Origin of the sequence: Peribacillus sp. YIM B13481, assembly GCF_042787985.1 — a bacterium.
Lineage (GTDB): Bacteria > Bacillota > Bacilli > Bacillales > DSM-1321 > Peribacillus > Peribacillus simplex_A.
This window is the reverse complement of the sequence record NZ_JBHZPE010000013.1, coordinates 42378-62430: the sequence shown is the minus strand read 5'-3', so window position 1 is coordinate 62430 and position 20053 is coordinate 42378. Positions and strand designations below refer to the sequence as shown.

General features: G+C 38.4%; 15 protein-coding genes, 1 other RNA gene and 2 pseudogenes. 14 read left to right on the top strand and 4 right to left on the bottom strand.

Annotated elements, in window-relative coordinates; genetic code table 11:
• Positions 1–239 precede the first annotated feature (239 nt).
• A complete protein-coding gene (locus ACFX4X_RS10345; protein ID WP_377383244.1) occupies positions 240–1358 on the bottom strand; it encodes an NAD(P)/FAD-dependent oxidoreductase in 1119 nt (372 codons plus the stop codon).
• A 171-nt stretch (positions 1359–1529) separates the two neighbouring features.
• Here ACFX4X_RS10345 and ACFX4X_RS10340 point away from each other — a divergent pair, with 171 nt between their 5' ends.
• Positions 1530–2123 carry a branched-chain amino acid aminotransferase gene (locus ACFX4X_RS10340; RefSeq protein ID WP_377383242.1) on the top strand — a complete coding sequence of 198 codons (594 nt, stop codon included), beginning with the start codon at positions 1530–1532 and terminating at the stop codon, positions 2121–2123.
• Between the two features lie 923 nt (positions 2124–3046).
• Here the strand turns inward: ACFX4X_RS10340 and ACFX4X_RS10335 are convergent.
• Positions 3047–3260: pseudogene (locus ACFX4X_RS10335) on the bottom strand (IS1595 family transposase); the annotation flags it as partial.
• Positions 3261–3378: 118 nt separating this feature from the next.
• Here ACFX4X_RS10335 and ACFX4X_RS10330 point away from each other — a divergent pair.
• From ACFX4X_RS10330 to ACFX4X_RS10315, 4 genes and pseudogenes are all read left to right on the top strand, one after another.
• Positions 3379–4524 (top strand): glycerate kinase, encoded by a 1146-nt coding sequence (locus ACFX4X_RS10330; protein WP_377383240.1) that lies wholly within the window; start codon positions 3379–3381, stop codon positions 4522–4524.
• A 6-nt stretch (positions 4525–4530) separates the two neighbouring features.
• Positions 4531–4817 (top strand): annotated as a pseudogene (locus tag ACFX4X_RS10325) (GntT/GntP/DsdX family permease); the annotation flags it as partial.
• Between the two features lie 222 nt (positions 4818–5039).
• Positions 5040–5387 (top strand): PadR family transcriptional regulator, encoded by a 348-nt coding sequence (locus ACFX4X_RS10320; protein ID WP_061463248.1) that lies wholly within the window; start codon positions 5040–5042, stop codon positions 5385–5387.
• Positions 5374–6363, top strand: a complete 990-nt coding sequence (locus ACFX4X_RS10315) for a hypothetical protein (protein WP_377383238.1) — start codon at positions 5374–5376, stop codon at positions 6361–6363. Before ACFX4X_RS10320 ends, ACFX4X_RS10315 begins: the two co-directional genes overlap by 14 nt.
• A gap of 177 nt (positions 6364–6540) precedes the next feature.
• Here ACFX4X_RS10315 and ACFX4X_RS10310 read toward each other — a convergent pair whose 3' ends face one another.
• Positions 6541–7074 (bottom strand): IseA DL-endopeptidase inhibitor family protein, encoded by a 534-nt coding sequence (locus tag ACFX4X_RS10310; protein WP_284470734.1) that lies wholly within the window; start codon positions 7072–7074, stop codon positions 6541–6543.
• A 672-nt stretch (positions 7075–7746) separates the two neighbouring features.
• Here ACFX4X_RS10310 and ACFX4X_RS10305 point away from each other — a divergent pair.
• The 5 genes from ACFX4X_RS10305 to ssrS all read left to right on the top strand — a co-directional run bounded on the left by ACFX4X_RS10305 (position 7747) and on the right by ssrS (position 11771).
• Complete coding sequence (locus ACFX4X_RS10305; RefSeq protein ID WP_250211803.1) at positions 7747–8139, top strand: sporulation protein; 393 nt, start codon at positions 7747–7749, stop codon at positions 8137–8139.
• A gap of 21 nt (positions 8140–8160) precedes the next feature.
• Entirely contained in the window at positions 8161–9042 is an 882-nt protein-coding gene (locus tag ACFX4X_RS10300) for a mechanosensitive ion channel family protein (protein WP_377383236.1), read from the top strand.
• Positions 9043–9496: 454 nt separating this feature from the next.
• Entirely contained in the window at positions 9497–10750 is a 1254-nt protein-coding gene (locus tag ACFX4X_RS10295) for an MFS transporter (protein ID WP_284470736.1), read from the top strand.
• Between the two features lie 343 nt (positions 10751–11093).
• A complete protein-coding gene (locus tag ACFX4X_RS10290) occupies positions 11094–11450 on the top strand; it encodes a Mur ligase domain-containing protein (protein ID WP_377383234.1) in 357 nt (118 codons plus the stop codon).
• Positions 11451–11584: 134 nt separating this feature from the next.
• A non-coding RNA gene (gene ssrS / locus ACFX4X_RS10285) (6S RNA) lies at positions 11585–11771 on the top strand.
• Positions 11772–11987: 216 nt separating this feature from the next.
• Here ssrS and ACFX4X_RS10280 read toward each other — a convergent pair.
• Positions 11988–12530 (bottom strand): ribonuclease H-like YkuK family protein, encoded by a 543-nt coding sequence (locus ACFX4X_RS10280; protein WP_089362260.1) that lies wholly within the window; start codon positions 12528–12530, stop codon positions 11988–11990.
• Between the two features lie 644 nt (positions 12531–13174).
• Here ACFX4X_RS10280 and ACFX4X_RS10275 point away from each other — a divergent pair.
• The 4 genes from ACFX4X_RS10275 (at position 13175) to cobA (ending at position 19882) form a co-directional block, all read left to right on the top strand.
• Complete coding sequence (locus ACFX4X_RS10275) at positions 13175–14380, top strand: nitrate/nitrite transporter (protein ID WP_377383232.1); 1206 nt, start codon at positions 13175–13177, stop codon at positions 14378–14380.
• A 54-nt stretch (positions 14381–14434) separates the two neighbouring features.
• Positions 14435–16756 carry a nitrite reductase large subunit NirB gene (nirB, locus tag ACFX4X_RS10270; RefSeq protein WP_377383230.1) on the top strand — a complete coding sequence of 774 codons (2322 nt, stop codon included), beginning with the start codon at positions 14435–14437 and terminating at the stop codon, positions 16754–16756.
• A gap of 96 nt (positions 16757–16852) precedes the next feature.
• The gene (gene nasC / locus ACFX4X_RS10265; protein ID WP_377383228.1) at positions 16853–19003 is read left to right on the top strand and encodes an assimilatory nitrate reductase catalytic subunit NasC; all 2151 of its coding nucleotides are present in this window, start codon (positions 16853–16855) and stop codon (positions 19001–19003) included.
• Positions 19004–19111: 108 nt separating this feature from the next.
• Positions 19112–19882: a uroporphyrinogen-III C-methyltransferase gene (cobA, locus tag ACFX4X_RS10260; RefSeq protein ID WP_377383226.1), complete on the top strand. Its 771-nt coding sequence runs from the start codon at positions 19112–19114 to the stop codon at positions 19880–19882.
• Positions 19883–20053: the final 171 nt, after the last annotated feature.

Genomic DNA, 20053 nt, shown 5'->3' with positions numbered 1-20053 from the left:
TACAGAAAAGTTCAATGGATATATAACTGTATTGAATACAATTAAAGTAACTACCACCTTTTACAGTAAATACTCGGTAAAAATGTATGTATTGGTGATGATGGTTATTTGTGGCTTCAACAATTTCCTTTAGAGAAAAACCATACGGTAACAACGATTTTTATTGCAAATGAAAGGAACTGTTTTTAAAAAAACTGACCTAGGCAAGTTCCAGGGTCAGTTGAGTGTAGGCATAAAATTTATATTAAAATCGCACCTCTTACATCATAATTTTCTAAATCGATATCCATTTTTCTGTCAAGTGCGAGGTTTGCCAATTGGGAGCCAATATAGGGGCCCATTGTTAAACCAGATGCTCCAAGACCATTGGCAACGATTATTCCTTCCCAATCTGGCAAAGGACCAATAACCGGAAGGAATCCAGGTGTGAATGGACGAAAGCCCACCCTCGCTTCAACAAAAGTACTGTCTGTCAAGCCAGGAGCGGTATTTAATGCTTTATTGAAAACTTCCTGTAATCCTCCTGCGGTCATTCGGTTATCGAAAACTTCCGTATTTTCATGAGTCGCCCCAGCGACGATTTTATTATTATCGAAAGCCAAAAGATATTGATCACTTGGAGGCATGACGACAGGCCAGTTATTCGTATTTGCATTTGGTATTTTCAGATGAATGATTTGGGCCTTTTGGAAGCTGACTTGAAAATTCACACCCAAAGGTTTCAGTAATTCTGGTGCCCATGCTCCAGCACAAACAATCGTTTTATCTGCAGGTATGAATTCATCTTCAACCATTACACCTGTCACTTGTGCACCATTATATTTAAGTATAGCCTCACCGTACATTAGTTTCGCACCGTTTTTTTGTGATGCCCGCAATAAGGAATCACGTAGCGCACGACCATCGACCCGAGCGGCACCACTCACGTGCACTGCTGCATATTCACTGGAAAGTGGCGGGAATAAGGCACTTGTTTCCTCTGGAGTAAGGAATGTGATCTTCCCGATCTCTGGTGCATCTTCTTTCCGTTTTGCTGCTCGGTTCTTCATGGCAATCAGTTTTTCTTTATCTGTATGTAAACTTATGGCCCCAACTTGGGCATAACCAGTCTCAGTTTCCCCATCCCGTTCAAGTTCTTCAATTAACCCGGGATAAAAAGCCGCTCCATTTTTAGCAAGGAGATACCAAGCTTGATTGCGCCTTTGGGATATCCATGGGCATACGATTCCTGCAGCTGCAGATGTTGCCTGTCCTTCATCTTGGCGGTCGATAATGATCACTTCAGCCCCGTTTTTAGCCAGCTGATAGGCAGTGGAAGCTCCTAAAATCCCCGCTCCAACTACAATGATTTTTTGCATATTTAACATCCCATTTCTCTCGTATGTATAACACCTACCATTACTATATCGAAGACACGAAACGATTACCACAACCGATATTGTAATTTCTTTCACAAAGTTATTTTATCTGCAGTGAATATGCTATGATTGAAATTGCGAAAGCTTGAAAAGATACTAGGAGGACATAACATGTTAAAAAAACAAATGGAATCATACATATCAAAATCCATAATCGAAAACAAAGTTGAGTTGTTTAAAGAAGAAAGGGATTATGTTGAAAAGCATAAATTAATCGCTGATGATATCACTATAGTGGAAAAAGAAAATACATCCAGATTTACAGATGCATATATCGAGCGCAGTAATAAAGAGAGTGAAGAATTGATTTCTGAAGAGAACTCTGCATTTTTAACACAATCGATCGAGTATTTGAAAAATAATAAAGAAGAATTCCTTTACTTTGAATCCAAATGGTTCGGATTAATCGGTGTTGAGGCACTTTCATTGGAAATGGATGATGTTTTCGGTACTTATAACGCGATGTTCGGATTGAAATTCCAGAAAAAAATGGGAGAATCTTTAAAAACGTATTTAACAAAGGAACTTCAAGAAGGCATTGGATCATTCAGCTTGATGTTTAACCAGGGCGATGGTCTATGGGATGTGAATTTTGCCTTGGATAATGTAAATGGGTTTCGAGAAGACCTATCATTAGAAGAAACTTTTAATTTAATCTATCATTTTCTTTTTATCCTTGTTGAAACGATCGAGGAAGATATGTAAAAAAACGAGGTACCGCCATCAATTTGATGGCGGTTTTTTTAAGTTTAGAGCTTTATTTCCATACCTCTAGACATGGTTTAAGGCCCTTTAGATTAGGTGAACTTTAAAGAATTCAGCAAATTAATTTTAATGATATAACTTAACACTTTATTTCACAGTGGAAAAAACAGGGTCTGCACTCGATGTGGAACGCAGCCAATTTATGTTTTGAGTTCATTTGCTTCGGTTAGAATCTCAACTTATTATGAATTTGAGAAACAGCGAAAAGAGCCTCTTTGTCTCGAAGGACGGCCTCATGTTTGTTTCCTTTTCGAATAATATATCCCTCAAAGTCCATTCCAATAAAATTAAAGATATAGTTAAACTGCTGAATCATGGGCAGTCACCAGTTTAAACAATATGCTGAAAAGATGATCAGACTAAGTCCAAAAGCAATTATGGCGGCAAATGGAGAAGAAGAACTAACTGGTACACTTACAATAGGAGCACAGGAGAGCCAGTGTACCTATCGATTACTACCAAATTCATAAAGAGTTCAAGGCTGAATTTCCTAATGTTTAGCTTGTCTTTAAGCCTGCACATTCTGACGAAAAGGTGAGAAAACAGATAATTGAAGGATTATTAGATGTCGCTTTTATTATGGACGAAGTAAGTCAGAGGATTCATAAAGTATAGAGCAACTTATCAAGGAAGAGTTAAAAATGGTTACCTCACCAAACAAACCAAAATCAGAGTTTTCACCATTTGATCTTAAGCATGAAACACTTTTGCTTACAGAGAAGTGCTGTCATCTAGTAATTCAAATGTAATTTCTTTACCAACAGCTTGTAGCCAATACCTGTGACCTTCACTAGATAAAAGATTTGGATGAATTCGAGCGAAATCATCTTTTTCATATTGAGCTCCCTAATATTAATGTTGCATCAATCCTCTATCAACCATTTGGAGAATTGTAGTAATTTAAGTTTGTCATAGGTTGCTTCTGCTGAGAACAGGCAGCTATCAACAATCATTTTGCTTACCGACGCATATATCATTTCAATGCCTGATGCAATCATGGAATTGAAACCAACTCAAATAATGGTCTAGGAATTTTGTCGCCACGCCATTGAACCGATTTATCCAGCAGCCCTTTAGCAGAATAGCTAAAAAAATATAAATATGTCATACTAATTTTCGTTATTGAATGATGATTAAAATATTTTCGAAGATTATAATTAACCTAATATAAAAAAAATTCAAAGGGGACCTGATCATGAAAATTGTTATTGCACCAGATTCCTATAAAGGGAGTTTGTCAGCATTAGAAGCTTCGGAAGCAATCGAGCGAGGGGTCAGGAAGGCGCTGCCGGATGCCGAGACTGAATTGGTTCCTGCAGCGGATGGCGGTGAAGGTACGATGGATAGTCTTGTGGCAGCTACAAATGGGCGAAAAGTTGAAGTAACCGTTAAAGGGCCTTTACTTGAAGACGTACAGGCAGCATATGGAATTTTGGGTGATCAGGAAACATGTGTGATTGAAATGGCCAGTGCATCCGGTTTATGTCTAATCGATCCAGATGAGTTGAACCCATTGATAACAACTACATACGGGACAGGGGAGCTCATTCAAAAAGCATTGAATGATGGATGTCGAAAGTTCATTTTAGCGATTGGCGGAAGCGCTACCAATGATGCCGGAGTTGGAATGCTTCAGGCTTTGGGAATGAAGGTGTTTGATGATGAGGGGAGTCCTTTGGGATTAGGGGGTGCCGAATTATCGCGTGTATCTGAAATAAATACGGAGGCTTTTGATCCAAGAATTGCAGATTCCGAGTTTTTGATTGCTTCGGATGTTCAAAATCCGTTAGTCGGACCGGATGGGGCATCAAGTGTATTCGGACCCCAAAAAGGGGCCACCCCTGCCATGATTGAAATGCTTGATAAAGCTTTATCAACATGGGCTGATTTGGTGGAAATCAAGACAGGCATTCACTTGCATGATAAAGCTGGAGCTGGTGCTGCTGGTGGAATTGGAAGTGCATTTCAGGCCTTTTTCCATGCGGAAACAAAAAGGGGCGTCGATATTGTTATGGAATATACGAAACTGGGTGAAAAACTTTACGATGCTGATTGTGTCTTTACCGGTGAGGGCCAAATCGATTACCAAACAGCTTCAGGTAAAACACCAATGGGAATTGCTCAAGAAGCGAAAAAGTATGATATTCCCGTATTTGTCTTGGCTGGATCAATCGGAACAGGTATTGAAGCTTTATATGACCATGGAATAACTAGTGTCCATAGTCTGGTGAACGCTCCTATGCCTTTAAAGGAAGCTATGGAAAGAGGGGCTGAATTTTTGGAACTAGCAGCTGAACAAGTAATGCGGACTTTTTTGGCAGCGAGTAAAAATAGGCGGTAATCATATGTGTTATTTATTGTTTTGGCCATTTGCGTGTTCTTAATTGTTTTTGCGACAACTAAATTCAAGTTGCATCCGTTCTTATCGCTACTATTAGTAGGCACTTATTTGTGGGTTTTGCTTCTGGAATGCCTCTGGATCAGATACTTGAGAATATTAACAGCGGTTTTGGCGGACTGATGACGAGCATTGGACTTGTAATCGTTTTCGGTTCAATAATCGGAACCATTTTGGAAAAGGCCGGGGCCGTTTTACGAATGACCGAAGTCGTATTGAGGATTATCGGTCCTAAACCTTAATACAAGGGGTAGTCACGATTATCACGACGATGATATTATGGGTCATTCTTGTGTAATATTAATATTGGGAAAATGGAGAGGCGTGAAAAGCTTCTCTTTTTTATGCGTTAAATAAAATATATTTTCATTTTCATATTGGTGTAAGAACTAAAATAGTGTATGATGCATAGTATAAGGTATGGTGTATGTCACATAGTATAGAGAAGAGGTGATTGGATGAGCACTTTACTGAATTCATTAACCACTGAGCTGCGCAGAGGCACTCTGACGTTAGCTGTTCTAAGTCAGCTCAAAACCCCTCAGTATGGGTACTCGCTTGTCCAGCGTTTAGAGAAGTCGGGAATTACCATTGATCAAAGTACTTTATATCCTTTGCTTCGCCGCCTGGAAAAACAAGAATTGGTCACAAGCAGCTGGGATACTTCTGAAAGTAGACCGCGCAAGTACTATTCTTTAAGCGATTATGGGGGAGAAATATTCATTCAGTTAAAGGAAGAATGGGAAAAAACTTCTCAAGAGCTTTATATATTATTAAAAGGAGAGGGAGAAGATGGAGCTGATTGAACTTTATATTCAGGAAGTGACTCGCAGGCTGCCAGAAAAAAACCGGGGGGATATTGCGCTTGAGCTTCAATCTACAATCGAAGATATGCTTCCGGTGGATCATACGGAGCAAGACGTGAAAGCCGCCCTTTTAAAATTAGGAGATCCGGTTATACTGGCAAGTCGTTATCGCGATCGGCCGATGCATTTGATTGGACCGCGTTATTTTGATGTTTATATCTGTCTGTTGAAGATGATTTTACCAATAGCTGCAGTCATTTCACTGATCGGATTAGTGGGGGATAATCCTTTTCGGGATATGGGGAATACGGTTGTGGACGCAATTTTAATAATAATCGGGAAAGGGATTACCGGTATCATCAGTACAGGTATCCAAGTGTTTTTCTGGTTAACGCTTTCATTTGCCATTTTAGAACGCATGGATACTTCAAAAGACCAGTCGCCTTTAACAAAAGACTGGAAACCATGGACACCGGAAAACCTAAAAGTTATGCCGAACATTTCAAAGAAAAAAGCGGTTCCTATGATCGAGATTTTTGCGAGTTTGTTAGGTCTTTCTGTCTTCGCGGCCCTTTATTTCAATGCAGCAAACCTCTTAGGAGTCTATGAAAAAAGAAATGGCAGTCTCATTTTCGTGACACCTTCTTTCAATCAAGATGTATTGAATTCCTATTGGCTGCTGGTATCATGCGTCATTATCATTGGGGTGCTCTTAGCTATATATAAATTATTTTTAGGTCGATGGACCCTGAAATTAGCTTTATTTCATGCCATTTACCAGCTGTTGTACACTCTGGCTTTCATCATCATCATCAGTAATCCTGATTTATTGAACCCGGAATTCCTTGCATACCAAAGAACACTATTCTCAATCGATGAATGGAAAAGCTCGATATACTGGGGTCTCATACTCATCTTCATCATTTTTGCCGCCTACGATACCTATCAAGGCTTCCGTAAGGCAAAAATCCGTTAATGCACAGCATCTAGCTGTGTTTTTTGTTTGAAAGTTCCCTTAAGTGAAAAGTGAGCTGTTACAAGTCTGAAATATTATTTCTCAACCGATACAAGGGACAACAAAAAAACACCTCATATGACATATAGTTTTTAACTAACTATACAGCATATGAGGCGTTACATTTAAACCAATGTTTTATTGAACTGCATCGAACTGATTGACTTTCCAAGCGGAACCGGACTTATAAAAGGTAACCGTTCTTTTTACTGACTCACCGTCGACTGTAGGTACAGTTAAATTGTATGACCTAACGTTTTGTTTTTGATAGACCAATTTAATTTTGGCTTTTTTCCACTCTAACATGCTAAAGCCATCTCCGATTGGACGTGCTAATTTCCCTTTATAGGTAATGTAATTATATTTAGTCAGTCCTTTTTCAACTGCATTATTAGTAAATGTCTCTGCCAGGTAGGCAGTCAATTTATCTTTTGTATTAAACTCTTGGCAAATGTATGAATACTCTGTCCCTTTATAATTGAAAGTTTTTTGTGAACATGATTGGGTTTTGTACCCATGTAAAGCATTCCAAAAATGTTTGCTGGCATTATCGGCTATCTTTAATGCATTTGCATCAGATAAATTCTGTGATGACGTTTTGGCGGTAACCTGACCACTTAATGTGAAAAATAAAATGATAATGGATAATAGCACACCTGAAAATTTTTTCATATTTTATCTCCCCAATCCCTAATAGGATACTTATGTAACGAAAGTTTAATTAATATTACAATTGTTACATTTATATTACAACATGATCGGCGAAAGTAAAAGAGAAATCTTGTTAATTTTTAAATATCATTATAGATTTTATTAAATATACATAGTTTGTTCACTTTATTCTTTTTGAAAGGAGCGTTCACCGAGTTGTAAATAGAAGGACACTAGCTGTTACATACTTCATATTCCACCAACTGGCCTATTTAAAACCTAGCAGTTAATTCTTTTGCAATTACAGGACAAGTTAATTCATTATATTTTTATTATTACCAATATATGTACAAAGAATTCGAATTACCCAGGCAGAACCCGAAAAAAATAAAATATAAAGGTTTGACAAACTTTCTAATCTTAACGTATGATAAATAATATACTTGAATACTTTCTCCTAAGGGGAGTAGCTTTTACAACAATGTCGTCATTACGGAGCTCTTTGCTCTCGGTGTTGTTGGCAGCATATTGTTGTTAGCCAGACCTTACCTATTGGTAAAGGTCTATTTTCTAATATAAACCTTTACCAAAATGGTAAAGGTTTTTTTGTAGTCCGGATGATGCAGCCCTAAAGGAAATGTATAAATATGTGGTTTAATAGAAAAACAAATAAATATAAATGGAGTGTATTCTTTGATACTTAGAAAATCTTTGTTACTTTTAGGGATAGGTTCTGCACAAATAGATTTAATCCTTCCAAAAAATACGTATAAATCAGGTGAATTAATAAACGGCTATTTCTTGATTAAGGGTGGTACCCAGGAGCAAAGAATAAGGAGGATCGAATGTGATTTAATTATGGATACTCATTCTACGGGAATGGAAAATACCCTTAAGACGAGCACCATTTTAGCTTCAAGTGAGATTGAGTCAGGGGAAAGCAATGAAATTCCTTTTAACTTTAGTCTTCCTATATTGAAGGAGCCTTATAAGCGAGGGGTTTCCTATCGCCTTAAAACAAGACTTATATTGGATGAAGGGATAATAGGAAAGGATGATGATTGGATCTTAATCGATTCTGAATAAAGTTGAAATAGAGGTGTGAACATGGAAATCTTGAATTTTACTGAGCGTGCTTTGGATTATTTGAAGGAATTCTTATTAATGAGGCTGTTTATATTAACTTTACTGTTATTGGCGGTATATTATATTTTGAATAAAATGGTCGAATGGTTCTTTAAAAGATCTGATTTTTTTGAGGAAGAAGTGGAAAAAACGATACAGGGGGTAACTCGTTCCAGTCTCAGGTACGGCATAGTTTTGATTTTCCTCATTTATCTGATTGGGCAGTTCATTGATATAAAAGGAATTTTAGCAGGAGCGGGGATCGTGGGAATCGTTATCGGGTTTGCCGCTCAGCAAATGCTTAAGGATATTTTATTGGGATTTGTAAGGCTTTCAGATAATGAATTTCGTGTAGGGAATTTTGTGACATTCAATGGGACAAGTTCCGGAACCGTAGAGGAAATCGGTATCAGGTTCATGCAGATCAGAGAATGGTCAGGAAAATTGCTGACCATCCCACACAGTGAAATCAGGACGATTCAAAATTTCAATAAAGGTAGAATGCGAATCATTGAACGCATTACAGTAAGTTACCAAGAAAATCCTGAAAAGGTAAAACGGCTGTTGGAGGATATATGTATTATCTGTAATGATAAGTATGGTGAAAATCTTCTAAGGCTAGAGGATGGTACACCCGAAGAGGATTTTAGATACATAGGCATTACGGATTTAAATCCGAATCTTAAATATGTGGGATATGAACTATGCATAGTGGGGCTTGTAAAACCTGAACATTACTTTGAAACAGCAAGAAATGTCAGGTTTGAGATGATGGCTGCTTTACATGAGCATCAAATTCTTATGCCATCTTCCCATTTACTTGTACAGGCGAATCCGAATCATGAACGTATGCTAGAGAACTGATAAGAAGCATACACTTGCATGAGCTATTCCGGGAAAAGGTCATGAAAAAAATTGTGGCAAAGTGGAACAAAGTGCAGAAGCACCAATCAGCAATAACCCTGAAAACTTACGATATAAAAGGGTGTTCTTTTAAAGGAAGTTCTTTTTGAATAAGAAAATGAACAAGTCTGATCCAAAAAAGGATTATCATTGAATTTTTATCTTGATTTTTCAGATTAAATGGATTATTATGATTTTAGCATAAAATGGAAGGGGAACGGTTAAACAATGATCATTTAATCCTATTCTTTAAGAAAAAATGCGTTTTAAATACGATCTTTTTTTCTGGATAGGATTAGTCTGTACATTAAAATACAAACAAAGATCATTGTGTTCCTTCAATTAGGGATATTATGCCTTTTTAAATTTGTATTGTACTGCCTCCTGTCCAGATATTTCACAGGAGGTTTTTATATTGGGAAAAAACTCATCTGTAACATTGAGTAATAAGGAACCTAACTTATTTACAAATCGTGTATTTCGGGCCATCATCTTTTCAGGCTTGTTTTTACAAATAGGGATATGGGTGCGGAATTTTGCAGTTTTGTTATTCGTCATGGAAAAGACAAATGGGGATGCCTTTGCCATTTCAATGATTTCAGTAGCGGAATTCGCACCCATTTTTATTTTTTCATTTATTGGAGGGACGTTCGCTGACCGCTGGAGTCCGAAAAGAACGATGGTTTGGTGTGATATTTTAAGTGCAATATCCGTATTTGCTGTGCTTATCACGCTTATCTTCGGAAGTTGGAAAATGGTGTTTTTTGCAACTTTGATTTCGGCGATACTTTCTCAATTTTCTCAGCCATCAGGCATGAAGCTATTTAAAATGCATTTGCCAGAAAGTCAAATTCAGACAGGGATGTCAGTTTATCAGACAGTTTTCGCAGTATTTATGGTTTTAGGTCCGATTCTCGGTACATTTGCCTTCCAATCATTCGGGATCAATATCTCGATTGCTATAACTGGCCTCGCGTTTTTATTTTCAGCTGGTGCACTAGCTTTCCTTCCAAAAGATCGCAAACTTGATGAACAAAAGGCCAAAACAACATTGTGGCAGGAAATGAAAAGCGGAGTGAGCTACGTGTTGCGAAAAAAAGAACTGAGTCTGCTTGGTTTATGTTTTCTGGCAGCCGGGCTCGGACTGGGTTTCATTCAGCCGCTCTCGATATTCCTTGTTACCGAACAACTGGGTCTGCCTAAGGAAAATCTTCAATGGTTATTTATGTTGAATGGGATTGGTATGATTTTAGGCGGAGCAGGAGTGATGATTTTTGCCAAAAAGGTGGCACCTCAGAGATTATTAGCATTTGGAATGCTTGTGAATGCCATTGGAATAGCGGTAATGGGGCTGTCAACAAACCTTTGGATTACACTTACTGCCGAGTTCTTTAATGGACTGATGCTGCCTTGTATTCAAATTGGGATTAATACATTGATATTACAGAGGACCGAAGGCGATTTCATCGGAAGAGTCAATGGAATCTTAAGCCCATTGTTCACTGGCTCCATGGTTTTGACCATGAGTGCTGCCGGCGTTTTGAAAGAGCAATTTTCACTCGTTCCCATATTTGAAACCGCGGCTTTCTTTTTTATACTAGGGATGTTTTTCATTTTGCCATTGTACAATCAAAAGGACGAAACAAAACCCTTGGAAATTCAATCGTAAGTATAGGTAATGGGAAAAGAATAGTAAATTTAGTGATTGACTTGGGTGGGGAAAACGAGGAGAAAATCTCAATTTAACATGAAGATATACCAGTTATATCCATATTGATTTTAAAGAAAAGCAGCCAATTCATGCTGCTTTTTTTTATTCATAATGTACGGGCTTTTAGTAATGGCTTTAATCTATTTTGGCGGACTCAACCTGAAAAAAATTTTTACCAACAAACAAATTATATATTAACAATTATTTTTAGGGTACTTGTTAATACTAATAATGGCATGTTGTTAATTATGATTTATACAAAATATAGGGTGAATAGCTTATTGAAAAAGGAGAAAAGTTAATGATCCTTAAAGACGTAATATATGAAGCAATAAACTGGGGTTTGCCGAAGGACGTTGAAGATATATCCATTACAGGTGTCGCCGATAACTCAAAAGAAATAAAAAATGGATACCTTTTTGTTGCCGTTAACGGATATAAGGAGGATGACCATAATTACATTAAAGATGCAATTCGTCAGGGCGCTTCGGTTGTGATTGGCGATCGCGACATAAAGGGATTGGATGTTCCTTATCTACGAGTGGAGAACAGCAGAAAGGCATTAGAGGTAATCGCGAAAAGGTTTTATGGAGATCCCGGCAATCAAAAAATACAAAATAAAGACCAAGTGGATATTATCAGTTATTTTGATCAATAGTTTGATCCTAACGAATGCTTTAATGGAATAAAGGGATAATAGGGCGTCCATTCCAAGATAAAGCCAATTTGATTGGTTATTCGTATGGATATCATTACCATTGTAAGATATAAGGAATTCAGGTAATATAACAATACAAGCTGTACTGTTCGTTATGATATTTAAGTTTTAACCTTTAAGCTGTAATAGGGAGTTTTATATTGAAACAGGAATGTTATGCCTCGTCACTGACTTGGACAACAGGATTTTTTCTGCAAACACCCACTTTGAGGAGTGGTGGTTTAAAACTTTCTTACTGAATACGGCAATGACGGCTTCTATCTTTAAACGTTAAAACCGGTCTCGTCTGAGGCCGGTTTTTTTGCGTTATTCAGAGCAACGTACGAGAGGAATATATGTACAACTTTTAGCTTGAAAAAAAGAACAGGAAATTTCCAACCTATATTGTTCTAATATAATTTATTATCATCCATCTTACCTACTTTGCAAAAAGCTCCATTGCTCACAGTTTAGGCTTCTTGCATGTTTTGGAGGCATTTACTCTTGCTTTGTATACCGGTTGGCATAGCTTGAAGCAACGAAAGCATTGGGTTTAATTTTAGGTTCCACTCCCATGGATTCCATCCTGGCTACCATTTCTTTAACAAACTCACTGGTTTTGTTCCGCTTTCCAATCCCGATATCAATATGCCCTTCCATGATGAACGTTGCCCCTTGATATACAGCAGGCAGGACAATATCGATTAACTGATTTTTTCTTTCTTCCGTAAACATGGATACGATCTCCTCAGTTAACGACAATTCATGGGAAATACGTTCATGTAATTGCATCATCCTTCTAGGAATCATCACTTTTCTAATACAACCCCATACACCATTCCCGACCTGACGTATCACGATGCCTGTAATGAACACTGTATGTTTCTTATGTACTTGCGAATCTGTACCGACCATTAATCGATAGTCACCGGAAGGATTTAATTTCATGAATTCTACAATATGAACGAATACCTCTTCAAAAGACATGTCTTTTTCCTGAAGATTTTGAAATGGATTATTATGAATTGGATATTGCCTCATATTATTGCACCCAACCTTTCCCCGGCTATAATCTGATTATTAAATTACTACATGCCGCTCATAACACATCTTATGAAGGAGGTCCTTGTTTCGTGCTATGTTAAGAACCTGCCCTATAATGAAGATGAAGCCATCATTAATAAAAGAAATATTTTCGGTGCCCAGCTTATTGATTCCTAGTATACATGTTATTTAAGCTATAAATTTAAAAATGTAGAGTTTGTAGCGAAGAGAAGCCTAAGTATTACGCTTCTCTTTCAGTTTGTAGATAAAAAGGTTTCGAAATGCTCTCATACCGAAACCTTGTTTTTTATTGGGTTTGAAGCAGTTATAGACAATAATAACTGGATCTATACTTGGGCGTCCTACCTCTGAATACAAATCTTCACCAAGTCATACACGAAAGAGAAACCAATGGTTCGATGGCACCAGTTGATCTAGAGTAATCATTTCAAGTCACTCAATTTATATAAGAAAAACGAAATGAAATTATTAAATTTTGACCAATAGCTCCTTTAAAGTATTCACATTTAATAACTTACAAAAAAAGTGTGTGATGTTTTCTTACATAAACAAAGAAATCTTGCTTTTACAAGAGTAAAATAAACGAATATTCAATTAATAAAGTATTGGAGAGATGAAAAATGAAAATATCTGAATTGAAAAAAAGCGGTCATGCTCCGTCATTATTAGCTTCATTCCTTTATTTTGATATCAGTTTTATGATTTGGGTATTATTAGGTGCACTCGGTGTCTATATTACAAAGGATTTCGGACTTTCTCCAGCCGAAAAAGGCTTGATTGTAGCTATTCCGATTTTGGGAGGCTCGGTTTTTCGAATCGTCCTTGGTTATTTGACCGATCGCATCGGCCCGCGGAAAACAGCGATCGGCGGGATGCTTGTTACGATGATTCCGCTCTTTTGGGGATGGTTATTTGGAGAAAGTTTAGCCGAGCTTTATTTAATTGGGATTTTGCTCGGAGTGGCAGGTGCAAGTTTTGCTGCAGCACTTCCTATGGCTAGTCGCTGGTATCCCCCGCATTTGCAGGGTCTTGCTATGGGAATTGCGGGAGCGGGTAACAGCGGAACTCTTTTTGCGACATTGTTTGGGCCGCGTATTGCAGAGTCTATTGGCTGGCATAATGTTATGGGACTAGCTTTGATTCCTTTAACCATCGTGTTTGTCATTTATATTTTAATCGCAAAAGACGCACCATCTCAACCGCCTGCTAAACCGCTCAAGGAATATTTCAATGTATTTAAAATAACGGACACTTGGTATTTCTGTATTCTTTACAGTGTGACTTTTGGGGGCTTTGTCGGGTTTACTAGCTTTTTAAGCATCTTTTTTGTTGATGAGTATGGGTTAACACGAATAAGGGCAGGGGAATTTGTTACATTATGTGTCATTGCCGGAAGTTTCTTTCGTCCCGTCGGAGGATTTATTGCCGATAAAATAGGTGGAGTTAAACTGCTTATGTTTTTATTTATTGGACTCACAATATGTATGTTTGGGATTAGTTTTCTTTTTTCTCTTACTTTCGTTACGATCCTCCTATTCATCGGAATGCTATTTCTCGGTATGGGCAACGGGGCTGTCTTTCAGTTAGTTCCACAGCGATTTTCTATAGAAATTGGTTTTATCACAGGGATTGTAGGAGCTGCCGGAGGTGTTGGCGGATTCTTGGTTCCAAACATACTAGGCACGTTGAAACAGATTACTGGCACATATGCTACTGGATTTTTAGTATTTTCCGCAGTTGGAATCGTAGCGTTGCTTATCCTGGGCCTAGCTCAGCTTTCATGGAAAAAAACGTGGGTACTCGGAAAGAATTCAGTTAAAATTTAGAACTTTGTTTACTAGTTATATTGGCTTGTTACAGTACTTGTTTGGGGGGAGAAAATGTATAAACAAAAACTGGTTTTAGTAGGGAACGGAATGGCGGGATTACGCTGCGTTGAGTCAATTATAAGTAAGGATCCGACTGCATTTGAAATTACTATTTTCGGTAGTGAACCACACGTTAACTATAACAGAATCTTATTGTCGACTGTGCTTCAAGGCAACACTTCGTTTGAAGATATTACGATAAATGATAGGGACTGGTATACAAAGAATAATATCCAATTGTTTACAGGGGAAACGGTTGTGAAAATCGATAAAGAGACTCGGAAGATAAAAACAGACAAAGAACGGGAAGTTTACTACGATAAGCTGATAATTGCCACAGGTTCTATCCCATTTATTCTTCCTGTTACCGGTGTTGATAAGGAAGGAGTCATTGCATTTCGGACGATTGAAGATTGCCAAAAGATGATTGAAACTTCGCGCAAGCATAAAAAAGCAGTCGTCATCGGAGGCGGTTTATTAGGTTTAGAAGCAGCGAGAGGGTTGTTAAACCTTGGTATGGAAGTGAATGTCGTTCATATTGCTGACCATTTAATGGAAAGGCAGCTTGATTCAACGGCATCACTTTTGCTGCAAAAAGAGTTGGAAAACCAGGGAATGAACTTTCTTTTAAAAAAGGAAACTCAGGAGATAATCGGTAACGAGCGTGTAGAGCGTGTCCGTTTTAAAGATAGAACGGAGGTGGAAGCAGATTTAGTCGTTATGGCTGCGGGAGTTAGACCGAATATTCAGTTGGCCAAAGAAAGCGGAATTGATACAAATCGTGCCATTATTGTAAACGACTATTTAGAAACCAGCATCCCAAATATTTATGCGGTTGGTGAATGTGTTGAACATCACGGAATTGTTTATGGACTGGTGAAACCCCTATATGAACAGGGTGAAGTGCTGGCAAAGCATATTTGTGAGATGAAATGCACCGGATACCAAGGTTCGGTCCTTTCCACCCAGTTGAAAATATCAGGAGTTGAGTTATTCTCTGTTGGAGATTTCCTTGGTGATGAAACAACGAAATCAATCACAACTTTTGATGAATTAGATGGTGTCTATAAAAAGGTGGTTATTCAAGGAAGAAAAATCATAGGTGCTGTGCTGTATGGAGATACAAAGGTCAGTTCACGAATACTCGATATGATTTTAAAGCGGCAAGAAGTATCGTCAGTGGAAAAGCATGCTCTGTTCCAATCACCTAGTATGGCTGAGGGATTAATCGCTTCTATGGCAAATCATGAAATCATTTGTAATTGTAATGCTGTTTCAAAGGGGGCAATCATTGGAGCGGTTCAAAATAAGGGATTAACAACAGTGGAACAAGTTAAACAATGCACAAAGGCTTCAGATTCATGCGGAGGATGTAAGCCTGCAGTGACCGAGCTTTTGGCATATATTCAAGGTGATCTTTTTGATCAGGCTAATGAACAAACTGCATTGTGTTCATGCACGACATTAACGGAAGATGAAGTCGTGTACAAAATGCAGCTCCAAGATTTAACATCCGTCCGAGAGGCGATGGATGTTCTTGGATGGGAAAATACAGGAGGTTGTTCAACATGCCGGCCAGCCCTGAGTTATTATTTAGGGATGATTCATCCAGAGTACGAGATCAGACAGCAAACTCTTTTCATAAACGAACAAAAGAATGCAACAGTTCAAAGTGATAGCCGATACTCTGTTATCCCGCAAATGTACGGCGGGATGACGAATGCGAAAGACTTGCGAAAAATTGCAAATGTTGCAGTTAAATATGATATATCCCAGGTGGTGGTAACAAGTGAACAAAGGATTCATTTAATGGGTGTGAAAAAAGAAGATCTCCCAGGTGTGTGGGCTGATTTAGACATGCCGTTAAGTTCGAAATATGGTAACACCGTTCAAAACGTCAAAACATGTATCGGTGAACATGTTTGTTCTTGTGATAAAAAGCAATCCCTTTTACTTGCAGTAGATTTGGAAAAAAGATTGGAGCATGTATCAACACCTTACCGGATAAAGATGGGCATATCTGCTTGTATGCATAACGGTGCAGGATCAACAACGAAAGATATAGGTGTTATGGGCATTGAAAGGGGCTGGGAAATATATGTGGGCGGAAGCAGCGGGCGGAATGTTCGTGCCGGTGAACTGTTATGTGTAGTTGGGACAAATGAAGAAGCAATTGAAATCATCATCGGCTTTATTCAATATTATCGGGAAACAGCCAATTATTTAGAACGGACTTGGCAATGGATTGAACGGGTGGGTTTAATTCATGTTAGAGAAGTATTGTTTGATAATGAACTTAGTCAGCAACTATCTCAACGATTGGAAATGGCTTAAATCAGAGAAGGAACAAAGTGGAAAGTACCTTTTGAGGCACGTCTAAAACTAACGGGTTGTTATCTAAAGAAATCCATGAGTAAAGGGTGAGGAGCCTTGACCGAATTATTGTTAAAGTATTTCCGCACGAAGCAACAAGAGGTCCAATCAGAGAAACGCTATGATACACAATGTCCATATTGCAGCATGCAATGTAAGATGCAGCTGTTGGAACAAAAAATAGTGACAAGAAAAAAGTATATGACGATTGGAAAAGACAATCCAACCTCAGAGGGGCGCTTATGCATTAAAGGAATGAATGCACACCAACATGCTCTGCATAAAGATCGAATTAAATACCCATTATTTAAAAAAAATGGTGAATTTATTCGCATATCTTGGGAGGAAGCATTAAATCACATTAAGGAGAATTTCACTAAGATCCAAGCAGAAGATGGTGTAAATGCATTATCTGTTTATGGGAGTGCATCCATTTCAAATGAAGAAGCATATTTGCTTGGGAAATTTGCTAGAGTAGCATTAAAAACAAAGTATATAGATTATAATGGCCGATTGTGCATGTCCGCAGCTGCTTCGGCAGCAAGCCAAACGTTTGGTATGGACAGAGGCCTAACCAACAGCTTATCAGAGATTCCGAACACAAAGTGCATTATCTTGGCAGGCACGAATATTGCGGAATGTCAGCCGACAATCATGCCGTACTTTGAGAAAGCGAAACAAAATGGTGCATATATTATTGCTGTAGATCCACGAGAAACAACAACAACGAAAATGGCTGACTTACATCTAAAAGTAAAACCAGGGATGGATGCCGCCTTGGCAAACGGATTATTGAAAGTGATCATAGAAGAGGATTTGATTGATGAAGCATTTATCCGGGAACGTGCAAATGGCTACAACGAAGTTAAAGAGTATGTTACATCTTTAAAGTTGGAGGAAATTGGAGAAATGACAGGGGTTCCTAGCGACCAAATTCAAAAAGCGGCTGCAATGTTCGGGAAAGAAGAATCAGGAATGATTTTTACAGCAAGGGGCGTTGAGCAGCAAACAGATGGTTCAGCTACCGTTCGTAATTTTCTTAATATTCTTATTGTTACAGGGAAAATTGGAAAAGTGAATTCGGGATATGGAGCTATTACTGGACAGGGGAATGGGCAGGGAGCAAGAGAGCATGGCCAAAAGGCAGACCAGCTTCCGGGGTATCGTATGATTGAAAATGAGGAGCACAGATTACATATTGCAAGAATATGGGGAATCGATGAGGCTGATTTGCCTCGTAAAGGTGTCTCAGCATACGAAATGATAGAGAAGATTAATGAAGGGGAAATTACCGGCATGTTTTTAATGTGTTCCAACCCAATTGTTTCAAATCCCAATGCTAACTTTGTCAAAAAGGCTTTGAAAAAATTAAAGTTTCTTGTCGCAGTGGATATGTTCGTTTCTGAAACTGCTAGATTGGCTGATTTAATTTTACCTACTTCGTCTTATTTAGAGGATGAGGGAACGATGACAAATTTAGAAGGACGGGTAACGTTGCGGGAAGCAAGTTTTTCATCACCTGGGGAAGTGAAGCATGATTGGCAAATCATTTGTGATATAGCAAAAGTTCTAGGAGAAGAGGAGCATTTTCCCTTTCAATCAGCAAATGAGATTTTCGAAGAGTTAAGAGTGGCAAGCAGCGGGGGAAACGCTGATTATTATGGTATAACGTATGATCGATTAAGAAAAGAAGGAGGCATTTTGTGGCCATGCACATCCATTGACCATAAAGGGACAAAAAGGTTATTCGAAATGTCTTTTGCCCACCCAGATGGAAAGGCGGCCATGGTTGTGGTTAATAATGTGCCTCTTGTTCCAAAAGAACAGCCATGTACGGATTTTCCACTTTATTTAACGACAGGAAGAATCATGTCACATTATTTAACAGGAGTACAAACGGGAAAAAGCTCATCATTAGCAGCAAGAAATTTTGAATCATATATGGAAATCCATCCGGAAACAGCCAAGAAATATCATATTCCAGACAATATTTTGGTGAAAATCGAATCAAGGCGGGGAAGTATTGTTGTAAGAAGCAAATGGTCAGCAACCATTCGCCATGATACCATATTCGTTCCTTTTCATTGGGCAGACTCACAAAATGTCAATCGACTCGTTTCACAGGCTTTAGACCCGACATGCAAAATGCCTGGCTTTAAAGTAAGTGCTGTAAAAGTACATCCTATATTAGAGTTAACGTCTCATTAAGGGGAGGCTTTCTTCCCATTCATGACAATTTTTTTGGTTCGATCATAATCGAATAGTTGAGCCTAATCACATAGGCTTACATGACTAAACAACAAAAGGGGATAAAGGATGGAAAAAGGTAAGGTCTATATAGTTGGTGCCGGACCTGGTGATCCGGACTTAATTACTGTCAAGGCAATCAAATGCATCGCGGAAGCGGATGTCATCTTGTATGATCGATTGGTAAATCGTGAATTGCTTTTATACGGTAAACCTGGAGCTGAATACATTTATTGCGGTAAAGCGCCTGGGATACATTGTGTCCCTCAGGAGGGCATTCATCAATTGTTAATAAGTAAATCAATGGAGAGAAAAACGATTGTTCGTCTAAAAGGGGGGGATCCTTTCATTTTTGGTCGAGGCGGTGAGGAAGCAGAAGTGCTAGCAAAGCATGGAATTCAATTTGAAATAGTCCCTGGAATCACATCTGGAATCGCTGCGCCAGCTTATGCTGGAATTCCCCTGACTCACAGGGAATGGGGGAGTTCCTTCGCAATTGTCACAGGACACTGCGTGACCGGCAAACCTGATAACATCAACTGGCATCACTTGACACATGGTGTTGACACCATTGTTATTTATATGGGTATGAAAAACCTTCCATATATCTGTAAACAATTACGCTCCTGCGGAATGAAGCCTGAAACTGCCATTGCAGTCATCGAACAAGGAACGACAGGTTTTCAACGAACTATTACAGGAACAATCGATTCAATAGTGGCGATCGTTACAAGAGAGCAGGTTGCCAATCCCGCTATGATTGTAATAGGAGAAGTGGTGAATTTATCCGAGAAATTATCATGGTTTTCCGAGAAAACAAAAGATAGGGAGTTCGCTTAGAAAAGGAATGATTACCTAGAAAACTTTTACTGTAATGAAAATGGAAAACTGGACATGAAGGTCATCATGTCCAGTTTAACAATGTTAACTGCTATTTTTTAAAAAAGCCAAGGGTTTATGGACAGTTAAAGTACTTATTGAATCGGTTAATTATAACGGTTGCTTAGAAAA